The organism is Oleiphilus sp. HI0061 (genome assembly GCF_001635675.1).
Genome location: NZ_LWFE01001456.1, coordinates 1 through 13,193, shown reverse-complemented (window position 1 = coordinate 13,193; position 13,193 = coordinate 1). Strand labels below are relative to the sequence as shown.

At 42.9% G+C, this 13,193-nt stretch carries 13 protein-coding genes; 11 read left to right on the top strand and 2 right to left on the bottom strand.

Annotation, left to right across the window (positions count from 1 at the left end; translation table 11 throughout):
• Together A3735_RS22935 and A3735_RS22930 are read right to left on the bottom strand one after the other, a co-directional pair.
• The coding region (locus tag A3735_RS22935) for a response regulator (RefSeq protein ID WP_156499847.1) at window positions 1-1,082 on the bottom strand (1,082 nt) is incomplete at its 3' end.
• Between the two features lie 18 nt (window positions 1,083-1,100).
• Window positions 1,101-1,874 (bottom strand): PleD family two-component system response regulator, encoded by a 774-nt coding sequence (locus A3735_RS22930; protein WP_068638721.1) that lies wholly within the window; start codon window positions 1,872-1,874, stop codon window positions 1,101-1,103.
• 218 nt (window positions 1,875-2,092) lie between these two features.
• Between A3735_RS22930 and A3735_RS22925 the strand changes: the two genes are divergently transcribed.
• From A3735_RS22925 to A3735_RS22875, 11 genes are all read left to right on the top strand, one after another.
• Complete coding sequence (locus A3735_RS22925) at window positions 2,093-3,559, top strand: glyceraldehyde-3-phosphate dehydrogenase (RefSeq protein ID WP_068506464.1); 1,467 nt, start codon at window positions 2,093-2,095, stop codon at window positions 3,557-3,559.
• A gap of 356 nt (window positions 3,560-3,915) precedes the next feature.
• A complete protein-coding gene (locus A3735_RS22920) occupies window positions 3,916-5,259 on the top strand; it encodes a Na(+)-translocating NADH-quinone reductase subunit A (RefSeq protein WP_068506466.1) in 1,344 nt (447 codons plus the stop codon).
• Between the two features lie 2 nt (window positions 5,260-5,261).
• Window positions 5,262-6,452: an NADH:ubiquinone reductase (Na(+)-transporting) subunit B gene (locus tag A3735_RS22915; protein WP_068506469.1), complete on the top strand. Its 1,191-nt coding sequence runs from the start codon at window positions 5,262-5,264 to the stop codon at window positions 6,450-6,452.
• On the top strand, window positions 6,445-7,245 hold the full coding sequence (locus A3735_RS22910) for a Na(+)-translocating NADH-quinone reductase subunit C (protein ID WP_068506472.1): 801 nt from the start codon (window positions 6,445-6,447) through the stop codon (window positions 7,243-7,245). The genes A3735_RS22915 and A3735_RS22910 overlap by 8 nt, the downstream gene beginning before the upstream one ends.
• 2 nt (window positions 7,246-7,247) lie before the next feature.
• The gene (locus tag A3735_RS22905) at window positions 7,248-7,913 is read left to right on the top strand and encodes an NADH:ubiquinone reductase (Na(+)-transporting) subunit D (RefSeq protein WP_068506475.1); all 666 of its coding nucleotides are present in this window, start codon (window positions 7,248-7,250) and stop codon (window positions 7,911-7,913) included.
• Window positions 7,913-8,524 (top strand): NADH:ubiquinone reductase (Na(+)-transporting) subunit E, encoded by a 612-nt coding sequence (gene nqrE / locus A3735_RS22900; RefSeq protein ID WP_197470144.1) that lies wholly within the window; start codon window positions 7,913-7,915, stop codon window positions 8,522-8,524. The genes A3735_RS22905 and nqrE overlap by 1 nt, the downstream gene beginning before the upstream one ends.
• Before the next feature lie 31 nt (window positions 8,525-8,555).
• Window positions 8,556-9,782 carry an NADH:ubiquinone reductase (Na(+)-transporting) subunit F gene (gene nqrF / locus A3735_RS22895; RefSeq protein ID WP_068506479.1) on the top strand — a complete coding sequence of 409 codons (1,227 nt, stop codon included), beginning with the start codon at window positions 8,556-8,558 and terminating at the stop codon, window positions 9,780-9,782.
• A gap of 177 nt (window positions 9,783-9,959) precedes the next feature.
• The gene (locus A3735_RS22890) at window positions 9,960-10,877 is read left to right on the top strand and encodes an FAD:protein FMN transferase (protein ID WP_197476281.1); all 918 of its coding nucleotides are present in this window, start codon (window positions 9,960-9,962) and stop codon (window positions 10,875-10,877) included.
• A 9-nt stretch (window positions 10,878-10,886) separates the two neighbouring features.
• Window positions 10,887-11,120: a (Na+)-NQR maturation NqrM gene (gene nqrM / locus A3735_RS22885; RefSeq protein WP_068634427.1), complete on the top strand. Its 234-nt coding sequence runs from the start codon at window positions 10,887-10,889 to the stop codon at window positions 11,118-11,120.
• 59 nt (window positions 11,121-11,179) lie between these two features.
• Complete coding sequence (sthA, locus tag A3735_RS22880; RefSeq protein WP_068506486.1) at window positions 11,180-12,571, top strand: Si-specific NAD(P)(+) transhydrogenase; 1,392 nt, start codon at window positions 11,180-11,182, stop codon at window positions 12,569-12,571.
• Between the two features lie 204 nt (window positions 12,572-12,775).
• Window positions 12,776-13,193, top strand: a 418-nt coding sequence (locus tag A3735_RS22875; protein WP_156499846.1) for a hypothetical protein, incomplete at its 3' end; no start/stop codon positions are given.

Here is a 13,193-nt window from a genome sequence, read left to right as displayed (position 1 = left end):
TGTTCGTCAGTCGAAAATTTATGTGTTAATTCGTTTAGAACTTGTATCGCTTCGTCCGCATGTGTTTTGCCAGAATCACTAAGGTCTCCCGATGACCTTTCGGATAAGCAGCGGCCAAGGTTTAGGTAGTTGTCAGCTTTTTCATGTATTGAGTGTTCGCCATATCGAATAGCTTTCCTGTATGCCTCTGTTGCGCTTTCAATGTCTTGATTCTTTTGACATAGCTTGCCTAGTTTCTCATGACGTAGAATTACTCTGGGCGACATTTCAACTGCTGACTCAAGTGATTCTTGTGCTTTCTGTGGTTGATTCAGTTTCTCGTAGCAAGCTGCGAGACCGTCATATGCTTCAACCATGTAGGGGTTAAGTTTAAGTGCCGCCTTAAAGTTCTCCAGGGCAGGTGAGTAGTCTTGATTTGCTAATTGAGCTTGCGCCAGCCCTAGCGATGCCCACGGTATTTCGCGCTTTGCGATAATTGACTCATACAGCCTGATTGCGCTTTGTGTGTCGCCAATTTGTAGGTAAAGTTGGCCCAATGTTTGGTGGCACCAAGAAGAGTATCGTGACTTATCATTGATTAGTGCCAAGCACTGGCTGATAGCCTTGGGGTAGTTCTCTAGATCAAGTTCCTTATTTATAGGCTTTAGTGTTCGTTGTTGCATTACCAGTTGACCAAGGCGCTTCTCTAATACTGTGCGCGTAATTGGTTTTGCAATGTAGGCGTCGGGTTGGTACTCGCGTGCGCCGAGAACAACATCTTTAGCTGTTTCTGCAGTAACCATAACAAATAAATGGATGTGTTTGAGGCGCTTGTTTACGCGAAGTGCTTCAAGAACCTGTTGGCCGTTCTTGCCTGCACCAAGGTTGAAATCACATAATACTATGTCATAGAAGTTAAAGCGGCATTTTTCTAAGGCATCTTCGGCAGAATAGGCAATGTCGACATGTACAGCGCCAAAAGACGATAGCATGAGGCGCAACGATGAACGGAAGCTTTCAAAATCGTCAATGATCAAAAATTTAAGTCGTGGATAAATTTTATCGAGGTCGGGCTGTTTTTGCTTTGATGTCTTAGTTTCCACGTACGTCAATATCCATATCTACTGATTAGAAGGCGAGTTGTTTTCAAGGTAATCAATTATTTCCTCGACCAATCCATCCATCAAGTTAAGGCGAGTCTGAGTGCTGGCAAAGTTTGATTCAATGCGCTGCGTTGTAAACCAAGTAAACGTTGTGCCAAACAAGGCTAGTGCGAGAAATAGTGTGATGACTATCTGAGAAGGAGTAAAGTTTTGTGACTTTAATCGAAGCTCCTCGCTATCAGCTTTAGATTGCGCGAGTTCTAGTTTTAGGTTTCTATTTTCCTCGTGAAGCTCTTCATATGCGGTTTCTAATGTCGATACTCGCGCTAAAATTTTGCTGTTCGACATGTCGGCAATTGAGGTTTCAAGGTTTTTTTGTACTTCCTGGTAGACAGTAGGGACGTCTTTATCGTCATCTTTGGGCTTCAAGCAGATTCGACTGATCATTAAATATAACTTATCGCGATCAATTTGCTTGGATATAACGCCTGCAGCGCCCAGGGCGTGAGCTTCTTCATAATATTTATGAGCATGCTGTGAGGTGTACATAATGACGGGAATGTTTTGTGTGTCTGGGTTTGACTTAATGGCTTTCAGAGTGTCAAAGCCATCCATACCAGGCATTAAGTGATCTAGAAAAATAAAGTCCGGGTGAAACCATCTAAGTTGAGATAGTGCTTCCTCGCCCGATGAGGCTTGCTCGCATTGGATATCCATTTTTCTAAGAATTTTTGTTAGTAGCATTCTTGAAGTAGATGAGTCATCTACGACAAGCGCATTTGTATCGGCCACGTTTTTTACTCTTGATAGGCTTATGATTGTTATTCATTGATTTTAGCTGTTTTAACTTATAACGGAAATATGTGCGGCATATTTAATGTATTTTGTTGCTAATTGACCCGGATTAAGACGTGTATGCCTTAATTTAACCACAAAGCGTTGCACGCTGAACTATATATCTGGATAATAGCGGCCCTGATTTGACGCATAAACAAATAGAGGTGTTAAGCGTGAGCAATGAAGTGATTGATAACTGTTTTTCAGATTGGAAGAGTCGTGAAGCGACTGCAGAGGCGATGATTCCATTAATTGGTCGTTTGTACCGTCGTAATAATATTGTTACGTCCATCTATGGTCGTGCTGTTATTAACCAGTCAGTAATCGGAATTCTTAAGTCACATCGTTTCGTTCGCCAGGTGGAAGAGAAAGAATTATCTGTCCACGATACTTATGCGGTATTAAAGGTGATGGATGAGCTTGAGCTTGGTCATGCTCGTGTTGACGTTGGTAAGCTCGCCGTTCGCTTTGCTGAACAAACCAATGATGTTAGTTTAGAAGAGTTTGTCAAAGCAGAGTTATCCGACGTTGTTGGTGGCTACAGTGAAGAGGCTAGCAAAGCAGCTTCTGAAAATACCAAAGATGTCGTGTTGTACGGTTTTGGTCGAATCGGTCGCTTACTTGCGCGTATTTTGATTGAGAAAGCGGGCGGTGGAAATAATCTGCGTTTACGTGCAATTGTCGTTCGCGATGGCGGTGCTAAAAACGATCTAGAGAAACGCGCCAGCTTGCTTCGTCGAGACTCGGTGCATGGCCCATTCGAAGGTACAATCACGGTCGATTCTGAAAACAATCTATTGATCGCTAACGGAAATGCTATCCAGGTAATTTATTCTGGCGGTCCGGATCAGGTCGACTACACGCAATACGGAATCAATAATGCAATCGTTATTGATAATACCGGTATCTGGAGAGATGAAGCTGGTCTAGGTAGACATCTTGAGTCTAAAGGCGTTGCTAAGGTGCTTCTAACTGCGCCAGGTAAGGGTGACATTAAGAATATCGTTTATGGCATCAATAACGGTGATATCGCAAACGATGATCAGATTTTGTCTGCAGCATCTTGTACAACTAATGCTATTACGCCTGTTCTTAAGGCGATTGATGATGAATTTGGTGTCATTGATGGCCACGTAGAGACTGTCCATTCTTACACAAATGACCAGAACTTGATTGATAACTATCACAAAGGTAGTCGTCGTGGTCGTAGCGCTCCGTTGAATATGGTTATTACTGAAACAGGTGCCGCAAAAGCTGTTTCAAAGGCACTTCCAAAGATGGAAGGTCGTTTGACGGGTAATGCGATTCGTGTTCCAACTCCGAATGTCTCAATGGCTATTCTAAATCTGAATATCGAAAAAGCTACATCTGTTGAAGATGTGAATGCTTATTTGCGTAATATTTCCCTGCATTCTGATTTGGCTAAGCAGATTGATTATCTGACTTCAGATGAAGTTGTTTCAACTGACTTTGTTGGTTCACGTCGTGCTGGTATTGTAGATTCGAATGCAACTATCGTAAGCGGTAAGCGTTTGGTTCTTTATGTTTGGTACGATAACGAGTTTGGTTATAGTGCGCAGGTTGTGCGTATTGCCAACCAAATGGCTGGCATAGAATATCCCGTCTTCCCTAAGAGCTAGAGTCTAATATTTCCTTCAGGCGCTAACTGTTCAGTTGGCGCCTTTATTTTCTTTCTTGTATAAGCTGACTTTTACTACTTTACTTATCTTGTCTACCTAGTTGGTAGTATCTAGTGCTCCTATATTTGTACGCTAAAACGCTAGGGTTGATTTTTTAAGCAGGTTGGCACTTTAAATGGGTAGAATATAAGTAAATTTTGGTGTGTAGTGTAGCAATATGTTAAATGGCTCACTATAATTGTCCACGATTTTAGGTTCGCCGCAATCGAGTGGTAATGCTTTAACTGTATGGCACTCAACAGAACAAATTCTAACGTGGCGGAAAATTCACAAATTCTGATGAGAAGGCAGGATTAATGGTCAATATTAAAAAAGGCCTCGATCTTCCAATATCCGGTTCTCCCGAACAAAGCATCACCCAAGGAAATTCCATTAGCAAGGTTGCTATAGTTGGATTTGACTATGTTGGTATGAAGCCAACCATGTCTGTTCAGGTTGGTGACAAGGTAGCTAAGGGACAACTTCTTTTTGAAGATAAGAAAACCGAAGGTGTGAAATTTACTGCACCAGCTAGCGGGACGGTTATTGAAGTAAATCGTGGCGAAAAGCGCGTATTCCAGTCGATTGTAATCGAGAAATCTGGTGATGAAAAAGTAGAGTTTGCAAAATACTCCGCTTCAGATCTTGGAAGTCTTACTCGTGAACAAGTCGTATCGAATCTGGTTGAATCTGGCGTCTGGACAGCATTTCGAACTAGGCCTTATAGTAAAGTGCCTGAGTTGACTGCTCAGCCAAATTCAATATTTGTTACCGCAATTGATACTAACCCATTAGCTGCTGATCCTGAAGTAGTGTTGTCGGGCGAAGGTGAGGCTTTTAGTCAAGGTTTAAGTATTATTGAAAAACTTACTGAAGGTAAGGTTTTTGTTTGTACTAAAGCTGGTTCTAACATCGAACTACCACCCATCGCGCGCGTAGAAAAGCAAGAGTTTTCTGGCCCGCACCCTGCTGGTAATGCCGGAACACACATCCATTACCTTGATCCTGTAAGCGATAGTAAGAGTGTATGGACTATTTCTTATCAGGACGTCATCGCGATCGCTAAGCTTTTCACGACTGGCGAACTGTATGTAGAGCGGATTGTTTCTATTGCTGGCCCTTCTGTTAAGAAACCGCGCTTGGTTAAAACTCAATTGGGTGCCAATATATCTGAGCTGCTGAGCAATGAACTTAGTTCAACCTCTGCCAGAGCCATTTCAGGTTCGGTTTTTGGTGGCCGGACCGCAAGAGCTACAGTTGATTATTTAGGGCGCTATGCTTCGCAAGTTAGTGTTCTTGATGAACAAAAAGAGCGTGAGTTTATTGGTTGGTTATCTCCTGGTGCCAACAAGTTCTCTGTGATGAATATTTACCTTTCTAAGCTTAACCCTGCCAAATTGTTCAACTTTACGACCACAACAAATGGTAGTGATCGAGCAATGGTTCCTGTTGGTGCTTACGAAAAAGTGATGCCTTTAGATATCTTGCCAACTCAGTTACTACGATCTCTGATTGTAGGTGATACAGAGCAAGCACAACTTCTAGGTTGTTTAGAGCTAGATGAAGAAGATTTGGCGCTTTGCACATATGTTTGTCCTGGTAAGTATGAGTACGGTCCGATTCTACGAGAGAATCTGACTCGAATCGAAATTGAGGGTTGATCATGGGACTTAGAACAGTTTTAGATAAAATGGAGCCCCATTTCGAGAAAGGGGGCAAGTACGAGAAGTGGTATGCGCTTTACGAAGCTGCTGACACCATTTTTTATTCGCCATCAAGTGTAACCAAAACCACATCTCATGTTAGAGATGGTATCGACCTTAAGCGTATTATGATTACGGTTTGGTTGTGCGCATTCCCTGCTATGTTTTTTGGTATTTGGAACGTCGGTTTCCAGGCAAATACTGCTATAGCGGCTGGGCTGGGTACTATACCAACCGATTGGCATAGCATGTTTTTCATTGGCCATGATGCGTCAAATATTCTTCATAACTTCGTATATGGCGCAGCATACTATATACCTATCTACCTGACAGTGTTTGTAGTGGGTGGTTTTTGGGAAGTGTTGTTTGCCACCGTGCGTAAGCATGAAGTTAACGAAGGCTTTTTTGTTACTTCAATACTATTTACCTTAATCGTTCCAGCTGATATCCCCTTGTGGCAGGTTGCTCTAGGTATTTCCTTTGGTGTTGTTGTTGGTAAGGAAATTTTTGGCGGTACAGGCAAGAACTTCTTGAACCCAGCCTTAACTGGTCGTGCGTTTTTGTTCTTTGCATACCCTGCCGAGATTTCGGGCGACGCAGTTTGGACTGCTGTCGACGGCTTTAGTGGCGCGACGCCTCTAAGCATTGTTGCAGCCAGCGGAATTGAAGGTCTTAACCAATCAGTTTCATGGGTCGACGCGTTCTTAGGCTTTATTCAGGGCTCAATTGGTGAAACTTCGACGCTAGCGATTATGATTGGCGGTTTTGCATTGCTTGCAACCAAAATTGCTTCCTGGCGTATCGTTGTTGGTGTATTTGGTGGTATGACAGCAATGTCACTTATCTTCAATATGATCGGCTCTGACACTAACCCTATGTTTGCAATGCCTTTTTATTGGCATCTTGTTATTGGTGGTTTTGCGTTCGGGATGTTTTTTATGGCAACAGACCCAGTATCCGCATCAATGACTAACCAAGGTAAGTTTGTATTTGGTGCGCTCATCGGTGTAATGGTTGTTTTAATACGTGTTGTTAACCCTGCATTCCCTGAAGGCATGATGTTGGCAATATTGTTCGCTAACCTGTTCGCACCATATATTGACCACTTGGTAATGCAAGCGAATATCAAGAGGAGATTGGCACGTGTCTAGTAAAGAAACGGTAGGAAAAACTATTACGGTTGCATTTTTGCTCTGTATTGTCTGTTCGATTGTAGTAGCGGGCTCTGTTGTACTGTTAAAGCCAATACAAGAGAAGAACAAGGCGCTAAACCTTAAAGCTAATATTTTGGCTGCCGCAGGCTTATTGGTTGAGGGCGCTTCGGCGACTGAAATTGAGAATGCCTTCTCTGCGATTAAGCCAATGTTGGTTGACTTGGATAGCGGTGAATATGTCGAGGCTTCTGCAGTAAATAAGGAAAATGTCCTTGATTACGACCAGAGAAAAGCGGCTAAAGATCCAGCCTTTTCAACAACTCTTTCGCGAGCTGACGACGTTGCAGGTATCAAGCGTAGAGTTAAGTTCGCCAAGATCTACTTGGTTGAAGATGCCGGAAAGATTGAAACGATCATTCTTCCTGTAAGCGGTTATGGCTTATGGTCGACACTGCATGGTTTCTTGGCTTTGGAGGGCGATGCTAATACAGTCGTTGGGCTTGGCTTCTATGAGCATGCCGAGACTCCTGGCTTGGGTGGTGAGGTTGATAATCCGCGCTGGAAAGCGATTTGGCCGGGTAAAAAGGTCTACGACTTCGCGTCTAGCGATCAGCCAAAGCTTGGCTTGATTAAAGGCGCAGTTGATAAAAGTCGAGCTGATGCCGAATACATGGTAGACGGTCTATCTGGTGCTACTTTGACTAGTGTGGGTGTGACTAACCTTATTCAATATTGGACTGGCGAGCAGGGATTCCAAAAGTACCTGAATCGCTTGCGTGAAGGAGCTTAAGAATGAGTGATGTAACAGCAAAAAAAGTTCTTTTTGAACCAGTTTTTAGCAATAACCCTATCGCACTTCAAATCTTAGGTATTTGTTCTGCGTTAGCCGTTACCACTAGTATGGAGCTATCGGTTGTTATGGGCTTGGCTGTATGTGCAGTATGTGGCCTATCTAACTTGTTTGTATCCGTAATTCGTAGCCAAATACCTTCGAACATACGAATCATTGTTCAAATGACTATCATTGCTTCGTTGGTAATTGTTGTTGATCAGGTTCTCAAGGCCTATGCCTATGAACTTAGTAAGCAGCTTTCAGTTTTTGTGGGCTTGATTATCACGAACTGTATCGTAATGGGGCGTGCTGAAGCGTTTGCAATGCAAAATGGCCCAGGCATGAGTTTCCTGGATGGCATAGGTAATGGTTTAGGATATGCCGTTATTTTGCTATTAGTCGCTTTTGTACGTGAATTGTTTGGTTCAGGCATGTTGTTTGGCATCGAGCTTATGCCTACCGTTAACAATGGTGGCTGGTATGTACCTAATGGTATGTTGCTGCTTCCTCCAAGTGCTTTCTTTATCATCGGTTTGCTTATTTGGGGCTTAAGGCAATGGAAGAAAGACCAGGTAGAGCCTGCTGATTACAAAATCTCGTCTCACTCTGTTAAGGAGGCGTTCTAATGATCGAATATTATTTAAGCCTATTTGTTAAGGCTGTATTTGTTGAAAATATGGCTTTGGCATTCTTTTTGGGAATGTGTACCTTCCTTGCGATTTCTAAGAAGATTCAAGCTGCAACCGGTCTAGGTATTGCCGTAGTCGTTGTATTGGCAATCACTGTTCCTGTAAATAATCTTATTTATACCTACCTTCTAAAAGATGGAGCCTTGGCTTGGGCGGGCTATCCTGATGTAGACCTGAGTTTCTTAGGTTTGTTAACTTACATTGGTGTTATCGCTGCTTTGGTACAGATTCTAGAAATGGTTTTGGATAAGTACTTCCCGGATCTGTATAACGCTCTTGGGGTATTCCTACCATTGATCACAGTAAACTGTGCGATCATGGGTGCATCTCTATTTATGGTTGAGCGTGATTATAATCTTGCTGAGAGCACGGTCTATGGCTTGGGTGCTGGTGTCGGTTGGGCTCTTGCGATCGTCGCATTGGCCGGTATCCGAGAAAAGCTCAAGTACAGTGATGTGCCTGAAGGTCTGCGTGGCTTGGGTATTACCTTTATCACTGTAGGCTTGATGTCACTAGGTTTTATGTCGTTCTCTGGTATCTCGCTTTAATTAACACTGGGTAGATAGATAAGGTATTAATATGAATGCAGAAATAGTACTCGGTGTGGTGATGTTTACGGTGATTGTACTGTCACTTGTAGCCATCATACTGATCGCAAGAAAACAATTAGTGAGTAGTGGTGACGTCTCTATCTTGATAAACGAAGATCCTGACAACACTATTAAAACCCCGGCAGGAGGAAAGCTACTTCAAACGCTTGCTTCTGAAGGCCTATTTCTATCATCAGCTTGTGGTGGCGGTGGTACATGTGCGCAGTGTAAGTGTAAAGTTTTAGAAGGTGGTGGCTCTATGCTTCCAACTGAAAAAGCTTACTTTACCAAGCGTGAAGAAGGTGAAGGCTGGAGACTCGCTTGTCAGGTTCCTGTGAAACAGGACATGAAAGTCGAAGTTGACGAAGAAGTATTTGGCGTTAAGAAGTGGGTTTGTACTGTTGAATCAAACGACAACGTAGCTACTTTCATTAAAGAACTGGTTCTTAAGTTGCCAGAGGGCGAGAACGTTGACTTTCGCGCTGGTGGTTATGTTCAGCTTGAGTGTCCACCTCACGAAGTTGATTATAAAAACTTTGAAATTCAAGACGAATATCGCGAAGACTGGGATAAATTCAACTTGTGGCAGTATAAGTCAATTGTTAAAGAAGACGTTATACGAGCTTACTCAATGGCAAACTATCCTGAAGAAAAAGGGCTTGTTAAGTTCAACATTCGTATCGCTTCGCCTCCTCCAGGAACGAACCACCCTCCAGGGATAATGTCATCTTACGTATTCAATCTTAAGAAGGGCGATACCATCGATGTTTACGGGCCATTTGGTGAGTTCTTTGCTAAAGATACTGACAACGAAATGGTATTTGTTGGTGGCGGTGCGGGTATGGCCCCGATGCGTTCACATATTTTTGATCAGCTTAAGCGACTTGAGTCTAAGCGTAAGATGTCATTCTGGTATGGTGCTCGAAGCTTGAGAGAAATGTTTTATCAGGACGAGTATGACAAGCTAGCAGAAGAAAATGAAAACTTTGTATGGCATGCTGCGTTATCTGATCCGATGGAAGAAGATAACTGGAAGGGTTACACCGGGTTTATTCATAATGTTCTATATGAAAATTACCTCAAAGACCATCCAGCACCAGAAGATTGTGAGTACTACATGTGTGGGCCTCCAATGATGAACGCAGCTGTTATTCAGATGCTTAAGAGTCTAGGTGTTGAAGATGAGAACATCTTACTCGATGACTTTGGCGGTTAATCTCGTCTAGTTATATTTCTAGTTACGCCAGCCCTGAATAAGGCTGGCGTTTTTCGTTTACAGCGGTTTTTATTTATTGTGTTTAGATTTTCTATTTTTTTGGTTTTGATGCTCGGCCTAATGGCGTGCGGCCAACCTCATCCAGATCGACTTCAATATTCTTTAAGTGGTTCGACGATGGGTACCACTTACAATATAAATATTGTAAGCCCATCGGAGATTGATAGTTCACAGCTAAAAACGATCCAGTCTGCGATTGAGGCTGAGCTTGCTTCGATAGACTCTTTGATGTCTACTTATAAGCCTGACTCCGAAGTCTCTAGATTTAATCGCGCTGCTATAGGTGAGGGTGTTTCCTTGTCGGCCACAACTATTGAAGTGCTTAATGAGGCGCTTGCGTTAAATAACTTGAGCGAAGGGAGCTTCGACCCAACTGTTGGTCCGCTAATTGATGCCTGGGGCTTTGGCGGTGGCTCTAAGCACAAGGGGATAGTTGTTGAAGAAAAGAATCTCGCTTCTGTGCTTGAAAAAGTAGGTGTTCAACGCTTTAAATTGGTTGACGGTCAACTGTACAAACTCCAGGACGTAGAATTAGACCTCTCTGCTATTGCTAAAGGTTTTGCAGCAGATAAAGTTGCTATCGCGTTGCGTGAGCAAGGCATCGCAAACTTTCTGGTAGAAATTGGTGGTGAGGTAGTGACTCATGGTAGAAGTGTTCGTGACTCCTTGTGGGTATTAGGTATTGAATCACCTGATAAACAGGGTAGAAACGTTTATACTAGGGTTCATCTTGGTAATGCTGCGCTCGCTACGTCGGGAGATTACCGAAATTATTTTGAAGAAAATGGTAAACGATATTCTCACACGATTGACCCACTCAGCGGCAGGCCAGTTGAGCATCTGCTTGCATCTGTTAGTGTGATTGCTGAAGATTGCATGTTAGCTGACGGGCTTGCGACGGCGCTAATGGTGATGGGTGAGCAGAGGGGGTATGAGTTTGCCTCAAAGCACAATATCAGTGCGTTATTTATCTATCGAGGTGATGAAGGCCTCATAACAATGCACACTGATTCGTTTAAACAGTATCTTAAGTAGGAGGAACTTATGGAGTTATTTTTCATAGTTTTCGGTGTTCTTGCCCTGTTAATGTTGGTTATGGCTGTTGGCGTTATTTTTGCCAATAAGCCGATTACCGGTTCGTGTGGTGGAATGAGTGCGCTTGGTATGGAGGTTGCTTGCGACGTCTGTGGCGGTGACAAGGATAAATGCGACAAAGAAGTTGATAGTTCTGCTAAAGACGCTACCGGAAAAGATATTTCTTATAATGCAATGAAGTAGATACAGCTTAAGTATCATTACATACGGTTTTTTCTAGAGGTTCAGGAGATCAAGGTTATATGGCTGAGTATCATTATGATGTTGTAGTAATTGGCGCAGGCCCTGCAGGTGAAGGGGCAGCGTTAAACGCTGCAAAAGGCCATAAAATGGTCGCTGTGATCGAAGATAAACCCGTAGTTGGCGGGAACTGTGCTCATGTTGGAACAATACCTTCCAAAGCACTTCGACACGCCGTTAAGCAGATTATTACCTTTAACACCAATACCATGTTCCGTGATATCGGTGAGCCAAGATGGTTTTCCTTTCCGAGAGTCTTGAAGAACGCAGAAAAGGTAATCAGTAAACAGGTTAAGCTAAGAACCCGTTTTTATGCGCGAAATAAAATAGACTTGTACAACGGGTCGGCCTACTTTCTAGATGATAATCGTATAGAAATACGTGGAAATGGTTCCGCAGATATTGTTCATTTTAAAGAGGCGATCATAGCTAGCGGGTCTAGTCCCTATCGTCCGTCCAACGTTGATTTTACGCATGAGCGTATCTATTGTAGTGATTCGGTATTGCAGCTTAGCCATACTCCACGCACTATGGTTATTTATGGTGCCGGTGTTATTGGCTCCGAGTATGCATCAATTTTTTCCGGTTTAGGTGTGAAAGTCGACCTGATTAATCCTGGCGAGAAATTACTATCATTCCTTGATGATGAGATTTCTGATGCGCTTAGCTATCACCTTCGAAACAATGGTGTTCTTGTCCGACACAACGAAACCTACGAGACAGTTGTCGGTACCGATTACGGTGTAGAGGTTACTTTCGAGTCGGGCAAAAAGATCAAAGCTGATGCTTTTCTTTGGTGTAATGGTCGCAGCGGCAATACCCAAAATCTTGGGCTAGAAAATATAGGTCTTGAAGCAAACTCACGCGGTCAGCTTTCAATTGACGACCACTATCGAACAGATGTAGAGAATATCTATGCTGTAGGTGATGTGATTGGTTGGCCAGCACTTGCTAGCGCTGCTTACGATCAAGGTCGCTCTGCTTCATCCGCTTTGCTTAACGATAGTTACTTCAGGTTTATTAATGATGTACCTACCGGTATCTATACGATCCCAGAAATTAGCTCTGTCGGTAAGAATGAAAAGGAGCTTACGGAAGCCAAAGTTCCTTATGAAGTAGGGCAGGCATTTTTCAAAGACTTGGCTAGAGCTCAGATTACCGGTGAAGCGGTCGGAATGCTTAAAATATTGTTCCATCGTGAGACCAAAAAAATATTGGGAATCCATTGCTTTGGAGATCAGGCGGCCGAAATCGTACACATCGGTCAGGCGATTATGAATCAGGAAGGTGATGCAAATACCCTAGATTACTTCATTAATACCACATTTAACTACCCAACTATGGCAGAAGCATATCGTGTTGCGGCACTAAATGGTCTTAATCGCATATTCTGATTTTAAACTTTTCGTCATTTTTCTTCGATTTGAGAGCGTTTTTTGAACGCTCTTTTTCTTTTTGTTGTCTCAGTTCACGCTTCGGAATTCCTTCATTTGTAAGACTTTTTCTGATTTTGTAGCATTAGGGATATTTTGTAATAAAGCCGACTATCGCTACAACTGACTAAACTACGTAGCCAGACATGGAAAAGTGCCGCTTATATGATAACTCAAAGGTTTAGACTGTTTTCTTGGAGCTCCCTGTTTACACTCCTTTTAATTCTTTCCGGTTGTGGCGAGGGTGATAGTAAATATGTTCCTTTACCAGAAGACACGGAAGGAAACGAATCCTTAGACATTTTTCTAAATAGTGGTGCAGTTAAAGGCCCAGTCGCTTTCTCCGATATCTCGATCTATAGCGTCGATTTAGAGTCAGAGCGATATGCAAACTTTAAATCTGTTGCTAACGGTGTTTTTAAGGCATACGCTGACCTGGGTATATCTATTGATGGTGATTCCTTGGTTCTACCTGAAGGTCGGAGTTCTGCTCAGGTGCTGAATGATTTCGAGGCTCTGGTTGAAACAGGCTCCTATGTTTCTGAACTCGACTATTTCAAAGTAAAAGTTGAAAACGCAGGAA